The sequence below is a fragment of the Centipeda noxia ATCC 43541 genome (genome assembly GCF_000160555.1).
Classification (GTDB): domain Bacteria; phylum Bacillota; class Negativicutes; order Selenomonadales; family Selenomonadaceae; genus Centipeda; species Centipeda noxia.
Window position 1 is genome coordinate 599,953 of record NZ_GG749280.1, and the last position, 17,666, is coordinate 617,618.

A 17,666-nucleotide genomic window follows, 5' to 3' on the forward strand; every position below is an offset into this window, starting at 1 on the left:
CTCGCCGCGGCAGCGCGGCAGAAGAAGCTCCGCCGCGTCCCGTGCTGCGCGGATGCGCGGCATGCCCTGGCGCCCCTGCTGCGCACGGCGCCCGAGCTCCAGTGCGGCGAGAACAGTGGCCGCCTTTGCCGCTCCGATGCCCGGAATGCGTGCAAACTCGGCGCAGGGCATGCGGAGGATTTCTCCGAGCCCCGTCTCCTTGAACCGTGCAACAATGCCGCGCGCGAGCTCGAGCACATTCTCCCCCGCGCGCCCCGTCCGCAGGAGGACGGCGAGGAGTTCCGCGTCGCTGAGTGCCGCCGTCCCTTGTGCGATAAGGCGCTCGCGCGGAAGCTCGCCCGCCGGCAGATCATGCAGACGCATTGTCATCCTCCATCCGGACGCCCGCCGTTCGTGCGAGAGCAGCCACGGCATGCAGCGGCAGGCCGACGACATTCGAGAAGGAGCCGTGCAGTTCTTCGATGTAGATCGCCGCGCGCCCCTGGACCGCATATGCACCGGCCTTGCCCATCGGCTCACCCGTCGCGACATAGGCGTCGATCTCGGCTGCGCTCATCGGGGCAAAGCGCACGGTCGTCTCCGCCGCGTCGGTATACGCCTGCCCGCCGACGACCCATGCGATCCCCGTGATCACCGTATGCGTACGTCCCTCGAGCAGCACGAGCATGCGGCGCGCGTCCGTGGGATCCTTCGGCTTGCCGAAGGACATATCGCTCAGCACGACCGCGGTATCCGCCCCGAGCACGGCGTGGTCCGGATATTCCTCTGCGACCTTGCGTGCCTTCGTCAGCGCGTTCCGGATCACGGCATCGCGCGGATGCGTGCCGCCCTCTGCCTCATCGACGGCGGGCGTGATCGGAACGAACTGCGCCCCGATCTGGTGCAGGAGCGCGCGGCGGCGCGGCGATGCAGATGCAAGTATAAACATAATCCCTCTCCGACTCGCCCGCGGCGGGCAAAAAGAGACACCGAAACTGTGTCGGTGTCTCCCACAAATTTCTCTATTCTATTTGATTCTCCCTGCCCCGTTTTTTTCCTGCAAGGAGAATTGTCCCGATTTTTGGACCGCTCAGATCAGATAGCGAAGGTACACATAGACCGTCGAGAGAACGATCGTGAGGATCATCAGCGGGAATCCGATCTTAAAGTAGCGGATGAAGCTGATGTGCACGCCGCGTTCGGATGCCATTCCCGCCACGATGAGGTTCGCGGACGCGCCGACGAGGGTGCCGTTGCCGCCGAGACATGCGCCGAGCGCGAGCGCCCACCAGAGCGGCTCAAGGTTCTCGATGCCCATCGTGCCCATGTTCTGGATGAGCGGGATCATCGTTGCAACGAACGGGATGTTGTCGAGCACAGAGGAGATGACGGCGCTCATCCAGAGGATGAGCAGCGCCGTCGCCGTGAGGTCGCCGCCCGTTGTCTCCACTGCGGTCTCCGCAAGCCGTGCGATGATGCCGACCTCGATCAGCCCGCCGACAGCGATGAAGAGCCCGATGAAGAAGAAGATCGTCGGCCACTCGACCGCGTGCATCGCCTTTTCCACCAGATGTTCGCTCCCGCCTGCGAGGAGCAGCAGCAGGAAGCCGCCCGTCAGAGCGATGAGAGACGACTCGATGTGCGTAAAGGAGTGCGTGAAGAATCCGAGGATCGTCAGGCCCAAGACGAAGAGCGAGCGCTTCAGCAGGCTGTGGTCCGTGATCGCCGCCTTCTCGTCCATCTGCATGAGCTCCTGCTGCAGCGCGGGCGTCGTGACAAGGCTCCTGCGGTAGGCCGCAGACATGATGAAGAGCACGATCACCATACAGATGATCGCGATCGGCGCAAGATTCTCGATGAACGCAACGAAGGTCAGTTCCTTCACGGCGCTGCCGATCATGATATTCGGCGGATCGCCGATGAGCGTCGCCGTGCCGCCGATGTTCGACGCGATGATCTGCGTCAGGAGGTACGGCATCGGATCGAGCTTCAGGATCTTCGTGATGCTGAATGTCACCGGTACCATGAGGAGTACGGTGGTCACATTGTCGAGGAACGCGGAGAACACCGCCGTGATGACGCAGAGATAGATGAGGATGCGCCGCGGCTCCGCCTTTGCCGATTTTGCCGCCTTGATCGCGACGTAGTCAAAGAGCCCCGTCTCCTTCGTCACGCCGACGAGCACCATCATGCCGACGAGGAGTCCGAGCGTCTCAAAGTCCACATGATGCAGCGCCGTCTCCTGCGAAAGAATGCCGAGCAGCATCATAAGCACTGCGCCGATCATCGCCGCGACCGTTCGGTGGATCTTCTCCGAAACGATCACCATATACATCACGACAAAGATAATTCCAGCCAATGTTTCCATGCAAGCGCCTCCTTTTGGGGGTGTTGTATTCTGCGGGCAGCTCCTCCGAACAGCCGCCGCGCGCGATTTCATTCATTCTATCATAAGGGCGAAAGAGGTGACAAGTTTTTTTCAAAGAACAATCGGTCGATCGTCATGATTCCAATCAAAAAGAGCCGCACCCGATCGGATACGGCTCAAACTGCGCGTCAATACACCTGTCTCTCTATGAAATGTCGATGCCGTTGTCCTGCGCCAGCTTGCGGATGATCAGCTCGGGCAGCTCCGCCGCCTTTGCCGTTACGGCGGGTGCAATGCCCGCACGCAGGAGATTCACCGCCACACGGATCACACCCTGCTTGCGCCCGCGCAGCTCGCCCTCGGCGAAGCCCTCTTCCTTGCCCGCCTCCCTGCCCCGTTCCCACGCGGTCTGCAGGTCTTCCTCAAATTCTGCGCGCAGAGCCTCCGCACGCTGAACACTCGCCATGCGAATGAACTCTTTCTCCTCGGATTCTCCCATTGATTTTCCACCCTTTCCGCCGCTGCGTATATTCCGCCGAAAGATTCCGCGCGCGGATCCAAGGGCGGATCTGTGCGGGACTCTCGTCTCTTCCCTTTTTACAGATCTGTTTTACAAAAATACGCCCGCATGAACGCACTGTTGTTCATGCGGGCGTATTTTTCAAAGCATCAGACAAACTGCTCAGATGCATTCCCTCCGATCGGATTCTCTCATGCTGTTTTTGCTTCGACCGCATCGCCGCGCCCCGTGCTGAGTTCGACCACATACGGATCACCGAACATCTCACGCGTCGCGTCGCTGTGGATATCCTCCTCCAACGAGCGCAGCGAACGTGCAAGAGACTCGATGTCAACTTCGTATGCCTCACCGCCCATGCGGTGCAGCTGCCGGATCTGCTCGCGGTACGCAAGGCGCTGTGCGCGCATGCCCTCGATGAGAGCGTCGTCCTTAGCGGGATAAATCGCCGCCGCACGCACCATTGCATTGACCGGGATCCGTTTTGCCGGGTCGTCCAGTACGGATGCAAGTGATAATACAGCCATCACTGCCACCTCATTTCCTTATGAGTATTTTGAACCACTGCATTTTTATGCTGTCAGTGTTCCTTTGGTCTGCGCCGACCCATCGACGCAGGCCCATTGAGACACTTCCCTTGTCCCGTCTATTATTATAGATGCTTTTTGAGAGCTTGAACATAGTTCTTTTTTCCTATTTTTGAATTTTTCTCAATGCATCATATTTGTTTATTCCTATGATATGAAATTTTTATGAAAATATTTTCTATTATGCTATTGAATTTCATTCTCTCATATGCTATATTATCTGCAGGCTTTCGTTTGAAACAGCATCTCACACAAGGGATGCGGTTTCCAGAGCTCTCCTAAAATATAATACACAGCAAAAACACCCCGCAGCTGCTCATTGCGGGGTGTTTTTGTATGTCAGGCAGGCGCGCCCGCTTCGTGCGGGATATGGCGATCCCGCCCCTTGATGTGGTCGTACAGCCAGCGCGCAAGAAAGTCGAGGATGTTCAGCAGAGATTCCTGCTGGTTCTCGTCGATCGCGTCAAAGTCGATCGCTCCGACCTTTTTCATAAAGCGCAGGTGCAGCGCACGGTGGCTGAATCGATGCGGATCGCCGATGTGCTCCATATACGCCTCCTCGTGCGCAAAATGCGTGCCCGCATAGGAGGCAAGCTCATCCAGAATCGCGACGATGTGATCGTATTTATCGTCTGCCGTGCTCTCCATCACGAGATCATAACACGCATTCGCCAGATCAAAGAGTTTGCTGTGCTGTTCGTCCACGGACGCAATGCCTGTCAGATAGTCATCGGTAAATTCGTACTTCATGCTCTCCCCGCCTTTTCTCTCTCAGTCCCATCCTTGGAGTTCCCAGTAGCGCTCCGCAGCGTCGATCACGGAAAAAAATCCATTCGGGCGCCGTGCATCCGTCCGAACGCGCGTCAGCCGATACCGTCCGTCCGCCTGCCGCGTCAGCTCGAGTGTGACAGAGGCTTCAGGCAGAAGCTGCCCATATGTCGTCTCATTCCCGCGCACGATGCAGTCTGCCTCGGCGCGGCCCTCCTGTACGCGCACAGGATCCGCTGCGGCCGTATAGCTTGCAGCAGCGGCGCGCATCTCATCAGATGCCCAGCGTGCTCTCCCCTCCTCCTTGGTCACGGGAACGCGCGCATCGTCGAAGTAGTAGTCCAGCATCATGCGCGCAAAAGCGATGTCCGCCGTGCGCCGCTCCGCCATATAGGCGCGCAGGAAAGCGGCATCGTGGCGGAAGAACCAATCCGACGGATGCCGCTCATGGAGCGCGTCGATATTGTCCGCAATGAGTGCCGCCGCATCCTCATGCATTCCTGCGAGCACCGCCTCCGTATCGACGTACTGCTCAAAGAGCGCGCGGTCCTCGGTCTGCACTGCACGCGCAATCTGCACGAGGGCGTAATCCGGCGTGCGTTCGCGCTGGCGGCAGCAGCCCGCATATGCCCCGCCGATCAAAGCCGCCGCGATGAGCACGACGGCGCCGATGCGCAGAGTTCTTATGAGAATCGCCTCCTCCGTACGCGGCAGTTACTTCCCCGCGGCCCTAAAACTCTGCACGCGCCGCTCCGCCTCACCCGCAGCATAGGCAAAGTGCGTGCGCAGATAGGCATCCACCGTCTGCCCGATGTACTTTTTCCCCACGAGGTCGGGGTGCAGGCCGTCGGTTGTGTATTCCGCCTCGAGCTCTCCGTCGGCATCCGAGAGAACGGTCGACACATCGACGCTGTACTCCTGCTGCATGACCCAATTGTTGATATAGTCGCGATGGGTCCACCAATCGGCCGGCGGCGTCATGATGTCCATGCGCGCCGCCATCAGCGCGGGACGAATGGGCGTCGCAGTGAGGAAGACCGGCGTGATCCCATACGCCCGGCATTTGTCCCGCAGCGCGGCGAGATGACGCACGCTCTCGGCGCCATAGACGCCGGAACGATAGTCGTTCACACCGCCCATGATGATGAGAACGCGCGGCGCAAACGGCAGGACGTCATGCTCAAAGCGCGCGAGCATATCCGCGGTCGTATCGCCGCTGCGGCCGAGGTTCTTTACGGGAACGGTGCAGTAGGTCTCCCAGTCGTACAGGAGGTACGAGGGCGGCACGCTGATCGCGCCGCCGCCGTGCGTGATGCTGTCGCCGATCGCGGCGATCGGCGTGTGGCCGATGACGTCGAACGCGCCCATCTCCGACCAGTCGGAGATGGGCGTGCCCGCCGATGTCACGCCGCGGACACGATAGGTATAATGCCCCGGCACGGTAAACGCGGAGGTGTCATAGACATCATGCGCGCCGCCGCGCAGCGTATGCAGCAAAATGCTGCGGCCTCCTTCGCGGCGATAGACCTCAACCTCATGGTGCATTTGCCCGCTGAGGGGGATCCACGAGTAGGCGGGGTAGAGCGGCGCGTACGCCATCTCCCCGAACTCGGCCGTGAGGACGGGCGCTGTGGGGTCCTCGGCCAAGCGGGGCAAGGCCTCGGGCTTCGACGGCTGTGCCAGGGGCGTACCGCGATAGTCGAGCGGCTGCACGCTCCAGTACAATCCCTCGTCCGCGCCGTGCGCACCGAGGGGCAGATGCACGCCCGTGGTATAGACGCGCTCCGCACTCACAACCGTCGTCATCGTCCCCCCCGGAGTGCCGCGCAAAATGCGCACCGCATACCGCACTGCGCCGGGATATGCCTTCCAATGCAGCATAGCGGAGGAAGCGCGCGCGTTCTCCGGCCTTTCGCGTTCCGTCTGTGCCTTTATGTTCTGTGCTTTGCGCGCTGCCGCGCCCATCTGCGCCGTTCCCCGATCCACCTGTCTCACAGCAGCCGACGCGGGCAGCGCGGCAAATAGGACACATACGGCAAGGAGCGCCCCCACGCTCCGCCCAAACATCCGAACCTGCATTCAATCCTCTTCCACATATTTGATGTATTCTTCTCCAATGGCATCCTTTGCCGCCGCGACGACAGGCGCAAGAAGGCTGCGCGCCTCTGCCGGCGCCGGTGCCGCCGCCGTCACGCGCACGAGCACGCCGTCCTCCTTTGCATAGGTCGCAACGGTGGGGTTCTCTCCGTCCACGAGGCTGCCGAGCCGATCGGCAACGGGCGACTCTCCGACGGGGAGCCCCTTCTCCGCCATCGTATAGAGCTTCAGATTCACCGAGATGAATACCTTGTCGCTCTTTCCGCGCAAAAAGCTGCTGCACGCCGTCTCGAACATCGGGATCATCTCCTTCGGCGGCCCGGGGAGCATGATGCACGCGCGGCCATCCCGCTCGATGATGACACCGGGCGCCGTGCCGTTGTCGTTCTGGAGCACGATCGCCCCCGAGGGCACCGTTGCCTGCTTGCGCATGCTCGTGCTGAGCGGAGTGCCGCGCCGCGCCGCACGCTCCTCGAGCCGGCGCAGGGCCTCGGGGTCCTCCGTGGGCGTGCAGCCGAAATAGGAGATCAGCATCTCCTTCGTCAGATCGTCCTTCGTAGGGCCGAGCCCCCCCGTCGTAACAACGCAGTCTGCACGCGAGAACGCCACATCAAGCGCCGCACGCAGGCGCTCCGGATTATCGCCGACAACGGTCTGGTAGTATGAGTCCAGCCCCATATGCGCAAGCTTTTTCGCAATGTGCTGCGCATTCGTGTTCAAGATGCTTCCCATGAGCAGCTCCGTGCCCACGCTGATGATTTCAACGACCATACAACTGTCCCTTCTGTTAAGGAAAATATAAATTTTCCACATTATTCTACTACAAAAGGCCTATCCAGAAAAGGTGATTTCCATTTTTTTGTCGAAAATATTCTTACTGTCATTTTTACGCGAAAGAAAGGAACGCTTATGACTTCCTCGAAAAGAATCCTCTGTGCAGCGCTCGCCGCTGCACTGCTCCTGCCCGCGCTCGCGGCTCCGGCGGCAGAGGCCGGCATCGGCGGCGGAATCGGCATCACCTTCCCGACCTCACACTCGTCCGGCAAAGAGGGGCGCACGGCCACCTATGCCGGCGTGCGCGTCGGCGATCTCTCCCAGGAGCTGACCCTCAGAGAAAAGGATGGACAGCTCCAGCTGAAGCTGCGCGTGCGCAACGAAGGAGACGCGCTCTACATGGTAGAGCACCCGACAGGGCAGAACTGCGATTTCGCCCTGCTCGACGCAAAGGGGAACGAGCTCTGGCGCTGGTCCGACGGCATGGCATTCACGCAGGCCTTCCAGACCTATGCGCTCGAACCTGGCACGGCGGAGGAACTGACCGCAGAGATCGACCGCAAGACCTATCAGAAGATCAAGGACAAGGCGGTGCTCGCCGTCGCCGGCCTCACCGATACGGGAATCTTTGTCTCCGCAGAGGTTCCCGCTGCAGGACGCGGCAAACGCTCTCCCGCATACATCCACGGCGATATTATCTTCGGCAGCGGCGGCTGGACGCGCTGGTAATCCTGCGATATAATGGGAGCGAATCGTTTTTCCGGGAGAAAGCCGCGTTTTGAGAGGAATGCCGGATTGAAGCAAATCATTGTAAATGCCGACGACTTTGGCCGGCACGAACGCATCAACCGTGCGGTGGAGCAGGGTGTCCGGGGCGGCGTCCTGCGCTCCGCCACCATCATGGCGGGCGGAGCCGCATTCGACGATGCGGCGGCGCTCGCTTTGCGCTGTCCGCAGCTCGGCGTCGGCATCCATCTCACTCTTGTGAACGGCATGCCCATCCTCCCGCCCGCAGAGATCCCCTCGCTCGTCACGCGGGAGGGCGTCTTCGCGGACGACCACACGGCGTTCGCCGTTCGGCTGCTGCGCGGCGCAGTCAATCTCAGCGAAGTCCGCGCCGAACTCGCCGCTCAGCTGCGGCGCGTCGAGGCAGCGGGCATCCATCCGACGCACGCGGACAGCCACCAGCACATGCACGTCCTGCCCGGCGTCATCGACATCGTACTCGACCTCTGCCGAGAGGCGCATATCCCCGCCATACGCGCGCCGCACGCGCCTCTTTTTGCCGGGCGCTTCGGCGGGGCGGGGCAGCTCATCGGCCGCGCAGGACTTTCCGTGCTCGCGCATCGCGCCGCAGCAAAGGCGCATCGGCGCGGGATCCGCACGCCCGATCATTTTGCCGGCATCGTTGCGGGCGAGGCGGTCGATACGGCAGCACTCGCGGCGATCGCCGCGCATCTCACGGGCGGCACGACCGAGGTCATGCTCCACCCGGGCACCGATAACGATGTGCTCGTCCGCGACTGCCGCTGGGATCACGACTTTGCGGCGGAGCTTGCCGCCGTCTGTGCGCCCGCGGTGCAGGATGCGATCGCAGCGGCAGGGGCCGCGCCCGTAAATTTCCGCACATACGCCGAGGGATAGGATCTCCTCGGATGAGGTTATGACATTTCTCCGCGTCTGTGCTACAATAGACGGAATAACCGAACGATCTCTTCATGAAAGGAGCCGGATGCTCTCTTGGACAGTCCTTTATCCGATTTGATCTGCCTGATTCTCCTCATCGTCTGTCTCACGGCAAACGCGTATTTTGCGCAGATTGAGACAGCACTCACCGAATCTCACCGCGGCCGTCTCGAACGCCTCGCCGAGGGCGGCGACAATGACGCTGCACAGGCGCTCACACTGCTCGAACATCCGGCAAAGCCGATTGCCATGGCGCAGGCGGGCGTCACCTGCATGAGTCTCCTCATGGGGCTCGGCATCGGACTCCTCGTCGCTCCCGCATTCGGGCGTTTCCTTGAGAAGCTGCTCCCGGGCATGGAGGTCTTTGCCCCCGCACTCGTGCTCAGCATTTTCGTCATGACCGCGCTGATGCTGCTCTTTGGCGACTTCCTGCCGAAGCAGATCGCGCTCCGCCATCCCGAGGATATTCTGCTGCGCAGTCACCGCAGCATCCGTCTCCTCACCCGTCTGACCGCCGTGCCGAGCGCCGCCCTTGTCTCTGTTTCGCGCGGGCTGCTGCTCCTCTTCGGCGAGAGCCCCGAGGGGCGTTCCTCCGCCACCGAGGACGCGGTGAAAGACCTCATGGAACAGGGCACGGAGGACGGCACGTTTGAAAAGGCCGAGCAGGACATGGTCGACCGCATCTTTCACATGAGCGACCAGACCGCCTCAGCGCTCATGACGCCGCGCACGCAGATCGCGTGGATCGATCTTGCAGAGCCGCAGGCCGAGCAGCTGCGCGTCATCCGCGAGACGCCGCACGACGTGTTCCCCGTCGCCTATGAAAATCTCGACGACTTCCGCGGCGTCGTCTACGCGAAGGAACTGCTCGACGCGGTCTTGGGCGGCGCAGACATCGACCTCGCAGAGTACATCCGAAAGCCGCTCTTCGTCCCGCGGACGATGGAGGGGCTGCGCGTCCTCGAGAAGTTCCGCAGCGGCGATATCCACGAGGCCGTGGTTCTCGACGAATACGGCGGTGTCGTCGGCTTCATCACGATGGGCGACATCATGGAGGAGATCATCGGCGGCGCAGATGACGATGCGCCTGCACGTGCACGTGTGGGGGCCGAGGAGGAGCAAAGCTGGGTCTTTGACGGCCTCTTCCCCATTGACGAGTTCAAGGAGGAATTCGGCATCGATGAACTGCCGGACGAGGATCACGATCACTTTCACACCCTCGGCGGCTTCGTCACGGCGCAGATCGGACGCATCCCGTCGGTCGGCGAGGTCTGTACGTGGGAGGATTTCACCTTCGAGGTGCTGCGCATGGACCGCGCGCGCGTGGCCCAGATCCGCATGACGCGGACGGAAACCGAGGAATGTGAAGTTTGAGAGGATATGCCCCTCTTTCCCGCTCTTCTCGTTTCCATTCCCCTTCGCCGCCAGATGTATTCCCATCCGCTCAGCTGCCGATGCCCCCACGAAATCATAACGAACAGAGGGAGAAATACCATGAACGAACGCATTTATAACTTCAATCCCGGCCCCGCCGTTCTGCCAGAGGATGTCCTCAGGGAAGTGCAGGCGGAGCTGCTGAACTTCCGCGGCACGGGCATGTCCATCCTCGAGACCAGTCACCGCGCCCCCGCCTACGACGAAGTCCACCAACAGGCAAAGGCGGACATCAAGGAGCTCATGGGGCTCGGCGACGACTATGACGTTGTCTTCACCGCGGGCGGTGCAAGCCAGAGTTTTGCCCTCATCCCGCTGAATTTTGCGAGCAAGGAACATCCCGGCAGCTACGCACTCTCCGGTTCCTTTGCGCAGAAGGCCTATGAAGAGGCCGTTAAGCTTGGCGTCGGCACTGTCGCAGCCTCGACCAAGGAGGAGAACTATGTCCGCGTCCCGGCGCAGGAGGAACTCAAGATCGCGCCGAACGCCGCCTACCTCCACCTCTGCCTCAACAATACCATCTACGGTACGGAGTACCACTACACGCCGGAGACGAACGGTGTTCCCCTCTTTGCCGATATGTCCTCCGACATCCTCTCGCGGCCGTGGGATTTTTCCTCCTATGACTTCATCTACGCCGGCGTGCAGAAGAACCTCGGGCCTGCCGGCGTCGTCCTCAATGTCGCGAAGAAGAACCTGCTCGCATCGAGCCCTGCGGAGCTCCCGACCATGTTCCGCTATGCAACCTTCCAGAAGAACGACTCACTCTACAACACCCCGCCCGTCTTCGCCATCTACATGGTCGGCAAGACCGTCCGCTGGATCAAGGAGCACGGGGGCCTCTCTGCCATGGGCAAGGTGAACGCGAAGAAGGCCGCACTCCTCTACGACGCCATCGACAGCTCGAACGGGTTCTACCGCGGACACGCGGAGAAGGGCAGCCGCTCGCGCATGAACGTCACCTTCCGCCTGCCGAGCGAGGACCTCGAAAAGACTTTCGTCGCCGAGGCCAAGGAGCTTGGTCTCGCCGGCATCAAGGGACACCGCAGCGTCGGCGGCATGCGCGCCTCCATCTACAACGCCATGCCTCTCGCCGGCGTGGAGAAGCTCGCGGCATTTATGAAGGAGTTCCGCAAAAAGCATTGATAAAAGCAACATCTCCAAAAAACGATCGCCGAGACCATCATTTTTGACATCCATGCTGTCAAAAATGATGTCAGAAACAAAAATAGAACAGAAAAAAGGCCTCCAAGGCAAAAACCTTGGAGGCCTTGATTTTACTGGCAGAGAGGGTGGGATTCGAACCCACGGTGGCTCATCACCACACTTGATTTCGAGTCAAGCACCTTCGACCACTCGGACACCTCTCCATGCGCTTGCGCGACATGACGCATTATAGCACAGGCGGGGCGGCGTTGGCAAGGACTTTTTCAGACGGCGGCAAGCCCTCAAATGCTTGCAACACTTTTACATAAGGCGCGGCGTTGGCAAGGACTTTTTCAGACGGCGGCTAGGGCCTCCGCGATATCCTCGAGCAGGTCGTCGACGTGCTCGATGCCGACGGAGAGGCGGACGGTGCCCTGACCGATGCCTGACGCTTCGAGTTCGGCATCACTCATCTGCGAATGCGTGGTCGTCGCAGGGTGAATGACGAGCGACTTCACATCTGCGACGTTCGCAAGGAGGGAAAAGAGCTTCAGATGGTCGATGAAGCGGAACGCCTCTGCACGCCCGCCCTTGATGTCAAAAGTAAAGATGGAGATGCCGCCGTGCGGGAAGTAACGCTTGTAGATCGCATGGTCGGGGTGGTGCGGGAGGGCGGGATGGTTGACCTTTGCGACCTTCGGATGCTTGCTGAGAAAGTCCACGATCTTCAGCGCATTCGACACATGGCGCTCGACGCGCAGTGAGAGTGTCTCGATCCCCTGAAGGAAGAGGAACGCGTTGAACGGCGAGATCGCCGCGCCCGTATCGCGCAGAATGAGCGCGCGGATGTAGACGATGAATGCGACGGGACCAAGCGCATCGACAAAGCTCACACCATGGTAGCTTGCATTCGGTTCGGTGAGGTGCGGGAAACGCCCCGATGCCTTCCAGTCAAACGTGCCGCCGTCGACAATGACGCCGCCGAGACTGGACCCGTGCCCGCCGATGAACTTCGTCGCCGAGTGCACGACGATGTCCGCGCCGTGCTCGATCGGCCGCAGAAGATACGGCGTTGCGAAGGTATTGTCGATGACGACGGGCACGCCCTGCGCATGCGCCGCCGCCGCGACCGCCTCGATGTCGATGAGATCGGCATTCGGGTTGCCGACGGTCTCGATGAAAACGCACTTGGTATTCGGCCGAATCGCATCCGCAAAGCCCTGTGCACCCGCCTTCGGATCGACAAAGGTCACGTCGATGCCCCAGTCCTTTGCCGTATGTGCAAGGAGATTGTAGGTGCCGCCATAGATGGTCTGCTGCGCGACAACATGATCGCCCATATGGGCGAGTGCCTGGATCGTCGCTGTGACCGCCGCCGCTCCCGAGGCAAAGGCAAGCGCCGCCGCACCGCCCTCGAGTGCTGCGATGCGCTGCTCGAACACATCCTGCGTCGGATTCATGAGGCGACCGTAGATATTGCCCGGATCCTTGAGCGCAAAACGGTCGGCGGCGTGCTGCGCGTTATGAAACACGTAGGACGTTGTCTGATAGATCGGCACGGCCCGCGCGTCCGTCACCGGATCGGGCTGCTCCTGCCCGACGCGCACCTGCAGCGTTTCAAAACGATACTTCTTGTCGCTCATAACGATTCCTCTCTTCAGCAAGCTTCCATATCATATTTTATGGCTGTGTATTATATCGAAAACAAGAATTTTGTCAAGCAAAATGCAGATATGCAGAAATTTTATCTCTGTATTTAATAATTACTATTGACAAATAAAAATACAAGGACTATAATGGCATCATAAACAGATACCAACCGAATAGATATCTGCAGTGGGAATAACGAAAGGGGTAATAAATTATGAGTCAGAAGGATCTTACGAAGGCGCTTAACGCCTATATCGCCAACATCGGTGTCGGCTACATCAAGCTGCACAACCTCCATTGGAACGTTGTCGGCTCGCAGTTCAAGGCCGTTCACGAGTATCTCGAGTCGCTTTACGACTCCTTCGCGGACGTGCTTGACGAGAGCGCCGAAATTCTCAAGATGTGCGGCGAGCAGCCGGTTGCCAGCCTCAAGGGCTATCTCTCGCTCGCAACCATCAAGGAGCTCCCGGACAAGAAGATTGATCAGAAGAAGGCGCTTCAGCTTACGCTGGCTGACCTCGAGCTTCTCCGCGACCAGGCGGCCTCTGTCCGCGCCATCGCAGACAAGGGCGACGTCTTCGGCATCGCGAATCTCATGGAGGATCACATTGCGAACTACGCAAAGCAGATCTGGTTCCTCCGTTCGATGCTCGCCTAATCGTCTCTCCCCGGATAATACGAAACCGCCGCGCAGTGCACGGCGGTTTTTTGTATGCGCTCCCTTTCCCGGCGGAGATTACGGCTCTCTGTCCCCGTGCTGTTCTTTGCGGTCCCGGTAAATATCGGAAATAACGATCTTGAGGATGACGATGAAGGGCACTGCGAGGAACATGCCGGCAGGACCGAGAATCTCGCCGCCGAAGACGACGCCGAGGATGACGGCGACGGGGTGCAGGTGAAGCGATTTGCCGATGAGCGCCGGGTAGATGATATTGTGGTTGGCCTGGGTAAGGATAACGTAGAAGATGAAGGTCTGGATCGCGAGCTCCGGTACCGTCGAGGCGGTCATAATGATGCCGAGCGCGGAGGCGATGGTCGGCCCGAGCACAGGGATGAACTCGCTGATGGCCGAGAGCAGGGCAAAGACGGAGGCGTAGGGCAGCCCCATAAGCTGAAAGAAGGCGAAGACGAGGACTCCCGTCGTGGCGCACATAACCAGCTGACTGCAGATGTAGGTGCGCAGGGCGCTCAGCAAATTGTCAAAGAGACGGATGATACGCGCACGCGCGCTGTCGGGGAAGAGATCGGTCAGCCATACTTTGATCTCCTCGCCGTCCTTGAGAAGATAAAAGGAGACAAAGATGATGATGACGAAGTCGATGACCTTGCCGAATGCACCGAACAGGAAGGAGAGCGAGGCGCGCAGAGCCTCGCTGCCGAGGCTGCGCAGGCGATCGAGCAGGTTCAAGAGTTCGTTCTGAACGAAGACGGAGTCCGAGAGCAGCGGCAGCTGCTGGATGCTCGCGCTGATGTTCGGGAGTTCTGTGACAAAGCGCTGCAGCGACGGAACGACGGAGCGCGAGAGGAGCGTGATGATGCCGACGACGACGAGAACAAAGAGGAAAATAGCGAGCACAGCTGCGATGGAGCGGGGCTTATTCCGGCGCTCCATAAAGTCAACGGCAGGCTTTAACAAAAGGTGCAGGAGGAGCGAGAGGAATATGATGAAGGCGAGATCCTGAAAGAGCCAAAAGGACGAAAGGAGGATAGCGCAGGCGATTGCGAGGATGATCGATGTGCGGTAGTTCCAGAGATTCACAGCAGCCTCCTTTCTTTCGTTCGTTCCGTATGGAGCACATGATAGCACATTCGGTGCGCGGCGTCTATATGGGGCATTGCACAAAAAAAGATCGGCGTACGAAAATGCATGTGCTTTCGTACGCCAATCTCACAAAACTTTATTTTACGCTCCGGGCATCGCTGCCTTCGCCGTCTGCAGGCGCGCAATGGCGCGCTTGAGGGCGAGTGTGGCGCGTGCCTCATCAATATCAGCACGCTCCTGCTCGGGCAGCTCACGCAGGCGCTTCAGGCGCTCCTGCGCACGCTCATAGGCGCGCTGGGCACGGTTGACGTCGATGTCGATCGGCTCCTCTGCAGCCGTCGCGAGGACCGTGATCTTCTCGGGTTCGACCTCCATAAAGCCGCCGGCCACAGCAAAGAGCTTCTCCCCGCCGTCGACATGAATCTTCATGGCATGCGGCTGAAGTCCCGTGACGAGGGGAATGTGCTTCGGCAGGATGCCGATCTCGCCGCCCGTGGAGCGGGCGATGAGCATATCGATGTCGGCGGCGTAGACCACGCGGTCGGGAGATACGATCTCCAGCTTGATGGTCGCCATCCGTTATTCCTCCTCTTTGAGCTTCTTCGCCTTTTCGATCGCCTCGTCGATGCCGCCGACCATGTAGAAGGCCGCCTCGGGGAGATCGTCATACTTGCCGTCGAGGATCTCGCGGAACCCGCGGATCGTATCCTTGAGCGCGACGTATTTGCCGGGCGAGCCCGTAAAGACCTCTGCGACCGCGAACGGCTGCGAGAGGAAGCGCTGGATCTTGCGCGCGCGCGAGACGGTCAGCTTATCCTCGTCGGAGAGCTCCTCCATACCGAGGATGGCGATGATGTCCTGCAGTTCCTTGTACTTCTGGAGCACCGCCTGCACGCCGCGCGCGACCTCGTAGTGCTCCTGCCCGATGACGAGCGGGTCGAGGATACGCGAGGTGGAGTCGAGCGGATCGACGGCAGGATAGATGCCGAGCTCGGCGATCTGACGGGAAAGAACCGTCGTCGCGTCGAGATGGGTAAATGTTGCCGCCGGCGCAGGGTCGGTGAGGTCGTCCGCCGGGACGTAGACCGCCTGCACGGACGTGATCGATCCCTTTTTCGTGGACGTGATGCGCTCCTGGAGCGCGCCGACGTCCGTCGTCAGCGTCGGCTGGTAGCCGACGGCGGACGGCATGCGTCCGAGCAGAGCCGAAACCTCGGAGCCCGCCTGGATGAAACGGAAGATGTTGTCGATGAAGAGCAGCACGTCCTGGCCCTGCACGTCGCGGAAATACTCCGCCATCGTGAGGCCCGTAAGACCGACGCGCATACGCGCGCCCGGCGGCTCGTTCATCTGCCCGTAGACAAGCGCCGTCTTGTCGATAACGCCCGACTCAGTCATCTCGGACCAGAGGTCGTTGCCCTCGCGGGTACGCTCGCCGACGCCGGCAAAGACGGAGTAGCCGCCGTGCTCGGTCGCAATGTTGTGGATGAGCTCCATGATCAGAACCGTCTTGCCGACGCCCGCGCCGCCGAAGAGGCCGATCTTTCCGCCGCGGGAGTACGGTGCGATCAGGTCAACGACCTTGATGCCCGTCTCGAGAATCTGCGTCGATGTCTCCTGGTTGTCGAACTTCGGCGCGGGGCGGTGGATCGGCCAGCTCTCCTTGTTGCCGACCGGGGCGGGGTTGTGGTCAACCGGCTCGCCGAGGACGTTGAAGACGCGTCCGAGGGTCGCCTCGCCGACGGGAACCATGATCGGGGCGCCCGTATCGTCCGCCTCCATGCCGCGCATCAGACCGTCGGTGGAGCTCATGGCGATGCATCGCGTGATGCTGTCGCCGAGATGCTGCATGACCTCGACCGTGAGATTTACCTCGCGGTCGGCGGCCTTGCCCGTGATCTTGATGGCGTTTAGGATCTCCGGCAGTTCCCCCGCCGGAAACTCAATATCTACGACAGGTCCGATGACCTGTACGACTTTACCTTTTGCCAATGGAAAACCTCCTTACCTCCATGCGCACTGCGCACACGGATGTCACTTGAGTGCCTCGGCGCCGCCGACGATCTCGTTGATCTCGTTCGTAATGCCCGCCTGACGTACCTTGTTGTAGTAGAGGTCGAGCTTTCCGATGAGTTCCCCGGCGTTGTCGGTCGCATTGCTCATTGCATTCATGCGTGAGCTCAGCTCGCTCGCCGCCGACTGGAGGAGCGCCGCATAGATGGTGGTGAACAGGTACTGCGGCAGCAGTGCCCCGAGCACCTCCTCGGCATTCGGCTCATAGATGTATTGTGTCTGTATGTGATGACCGTCTCCCTCCTCCGGTGCTTCAAACGGGAGAAGTTTGATGATCTCGGGCACACAGGTAATGGCCGACACAAAGCGCGTGTAGACCATGTAGACTTCCTTTATGCCGCCCGCCTCGAATGCCTCGATGACGGCTGCTGCGAGTTTCTGTGCGTGCACCGCCTGCGGGCGTTCGCTGATGCCGACGCGTTCGCTGATGATGTGAAAGGCGCGGTTCTTGAAGAAGTCGCGCGCCTTGCGTCCGACGGCAATGATCTCGGTATTCGCCTTGTCCTCGACGAGGGTCATCGCCATCTTGAGGGCATTGCTCGAGTATGCGCCTGCGAGGCCCTTATCCGCCGCCATCACAAGAATGAGACGTTTGCCCTCTGCATGCTGCTCGAGCAGCGGATGCGTGACATCCGTGGCAACCGCCGCCACGCTCCGGATGACCTCAGCAGTCTTTTCGGCATAGGGACGGTTGTTGTTCGCGGCCTCCTTGGCACGGCGCAGACGCGAGGTCGCGACCATGTCCATGGCGTTCGTGATCTGCTGGATGCTCTTGACGCTGCGGATGCGGCGCCGAATATCCTGTAAATTGGCCATTTATGTCAC

The 17,666-nt window shown here is 60.3% G+C and carries 19 protein-coding genes and 1 tRNA gene; 5 read left to right on the forward strand and 15 right to left on the reverse strand.

The window, feature by feature from the left end; translation table 11 throughout:
* From HMPREF7545_RS06755 to HMPREF7545_RS06795, 9 genes are all read right to left on the reverse strand, one after another.
* Positions 1-363, reverse strand: a 363-nt coding sequence (locus tag HMPREF7545_RS06755; RefSeq protein WP_006694962.1) for a UPF0758 domain-containing protein, incomplete at its 3' end; no start/stop codon positions are given.
* Entirely contained in the window at positions 350-928 is a 579-nt protein-coding gene (locus HMPREF7545_RS06760) for a Maf family protein (protein WP_006694963.1), read from the reverse strand. The genes HMPREF7545_RS06755 and HMPREF7545_RS06760, both read right to left, overlap by 14 nt.
* 141 nt (positions 929-1,069) lie before the next feature.
* Positions 1,070-2,347: an ArsB/NhaD family transporter gene (locus tag HMPREF7545_RS06765; protein ID WP_006694964.1), complete on the reverse strand. Its 1,278-nt coding sequence runs from the start codon at positions 2,345-2,347 to the stop codon at positions 1,070-1,072.
* Between the two features lie 205 nt (positions 2,348-2,552).
* Complete coding sequence (locus tag HMPREF7545_RS06770; protein WP_006694965.1) at positions 2,553-2,846, reverse strand: RpnC/YadD family protein; 294 nt, start codon at positions 2,844-2,846, stop codon at positions 2,553-2,555.
* A 212-nt stretch (positions 2,847-3,058) separates the two neighbouring features.
* Positions 3,059-3,391 carry a hypothetical protein gene (locus HMPREF7545_RS06775; protein ID WP_006694966.1) on the reverse strand — a complete coding sequence of 111 codons (333 nt, stop codon included), beginning with the start codon at positions 3,389-3,391 and terminating at the stop codon, positions 3,059-3,061.
* Between the two features lie 399 nt (positions 3,392-3,790).
* Positions 3,791-4,201, reverse strand: a complete 411-nt coding sequence (locus HMPREF7545_RS06780; protein ID WP_006694967.1) for a bacteriohemerythrin — start codon at positions 4,199-4,201, stop codon at positions 3,791-3,793.
* Positions 4,202-4,222: 21 nt separating this feature from the next.
* Complete coding sequence (locus HMPREF7545_RS06785) at positions 4,223-4,879, reverse strand: hypothetical protein (RefSeq protein ID WP_006694968.1); 657 nt, start codon at positions 4,877-4,879, stop codon at positions 4,223-4,225.
* A gap of 54 nt (positions 4,880-4,933) precedes the next feature.
* A complete protein-coding gene (locus HMPREF7545_RS06790; protein WP_006694969.1) occupies positions 4,934-6,298 on the reverse strand; it encodes an SGNH/GDSL hydrolase family protein in 1,365 nt (454 codons plus the stop codon).
* A complete protein-coding gene (locus HMPREF7545_RS06795; RefSeq protein ID WP_006696022.1) occupies positions 6,299-7,087 on the reverse strand; it encodes a molybdopterin-binding protein in 789 nt (262 codons plus the stop codon).
* A gap of 138 nt (positions 7,088-7,225) precedes the next feature.
* Here HMPREF7545_RS06795 and HMPREF7545_RS06800 point away from each other — a divergent pair, with 138 nt between their 5' ends.
* From HMPREF7545_RS06800 to serC, 4 genes are all read left to right on the forward strand, one after another.
* Positions 7,226-7,819 carry a BsuPI-related putative proteinase inhibitor gene (locus tag HMPREF7545_RS06800; protein WP_006694971.1) on the forward strand — a complete coding sequence of 198 codons (594 nt, stop codon included), beginning with the start codon at positions 7,226-7,228 and terminating at the stop codon, positions 7,817-7,819.
* Between the two features lie 66 nt (positions 7,820-7,885).
* A complete protein-coding gene (locus HMPREF7545_RS06805; protein WP_040571260.1) occupies positions 7,886-8,734 on the forward strand; it encodes a ChbG/HpnK family deacetylase in 849 nt (282 codons plus the stop codon).
* 96 nt (positions 8,735-8,830) lie between these two features.
* Complete coding sequence (locus tag HMPREF7545_RS06810) at positions 8,831-10,150, forward strand: hemolysin family protein (RefSeq protein ID WP_040571261.1); 1,320 nt, start codon at positions 8,831-8,833, stop codon at positions 10,148-10,150.
* Positions 10,151-10,270: 120 nt separating this feature from the next.
* On the forward strand, positions 10,271-11,356 hold the full coding sequence (serC, locus tag HMPREF7545_RS06815) for a 3-phosphoserine/phosphohydroxythreonine transaminase (protein ID WP_006694974.1): 1,086 nt from the start codon (positions 10,271-10,273) through the stop codon (positions 11,354-11,356).
* Positions 11,357-11,491: 135 nt separating this feature from the next.
* Here serC and HMPREF7545_RS06820 read toward each other — a convergent pair.
* Both HMPREF7545_RS06820 and HMPREF7545_RS06825 read right to left on the reverse strand, forming a co-directional pair.
* Positions 11,492-11,580 (reverse strand) — tRNA-Ser (locus HMPREF7545_RS06820).
* 129 nt (positions 11,581-11,709) lie between these two features.
* A complete protein-coding gene (locus HMPREF7545_RS06825; protein WP_006694975.1) occupies positions 11,710-12,999 on the reverse strand; it encodes an O-acetylhomoserine aminocarboxypropyltransferase/cysteine synthase family protein in 1,290 nt (429 codons plus the stop codon).
* Between the two features lie 221 nt (positions 13,000-13,220).
* Here HMPREF7545_RS06825 and HMPREF7545_RS06830 point away from each other — a divergent pair, with 221 nt between their 5' ends.
* The gene (locus HMPREF7545_RS06830) at positions 13,221-13,664 is read left to right on the forward strand and encodes a Dps family protein (RefSeq protein ID WP_006694976.1); all 444 of its coding nucleotides are present in this window, start codon (positions 13,221-13,223) and stop codon (positions 13,662-13,664) included.
* Positions 13,665-13,742: 78 nt separating this feature from the next.
* Here the strand turns inward: HMPREF7545_RS06830 and HMPREF7545_RS06835 are convergent, their stop codons facing one another.
* The 4 genes from HMPREF7545_RS06835 to atpG all read right to left on the reverse strand — a co-directional run bounded on the left by HMPREF7545_RS06835 (position 13,743) and on the right by atpG (position 17,657).
* A complete protein-coding gene (locus tag HMPREF7545_RS06835) occupies positions 13,743-14,765 on the reverse strand; it encodes an AI-2E family transporter (RefSeq protein WP_006694977.1) in 1,023 nt (340 codons plus the stop codon).
* Between the two features lie 144 nt (positions 14,766-14,909).
* Positions 14,910-15,344, reverse strand: a complete 435-nt coding sequence (locus HMPREF7545_RS06840; RefSeq protein WP_006694978.1) for a F0F1 ATP synthase subunit epsilon — start codon at positions 15,342-15,344, stop codon at positions 14,910-14,912.
* A 3-nt stretch (positions 15,345-15,347) separates the two neighbouring features.
* Positions 15,348-16,760: a F0F1 ATP synthase subunit beta gene (gene atpD / locus HMPREF7545_RS06845; RefSeq protein ID WP_006694979.1), complete on the reverse strand. Its 1,413-nt coding sequence runs from the start codon at positions 16,758-16,760 to the stop codon at positions 15,348-15,350.
* A gap of 42 nt (positions 16,761-16,802) precedes the next feature.
* Positions 16,803-17,657 carry an ATP synthase F1 subunit gamma gene (gene atpG / locus HMPREF7545_RS06850; protein WP_006694980.1) on the reverse strand — a complete coding sequence of 285 codons (855 nt, stop codon included), beginning with the start codon at positions 17,655-17,657 and terminating at the stop codon, positions 16,803-16,805.
* Positions 17,658-17,666 lie beyond the last annotated feature (9 nt).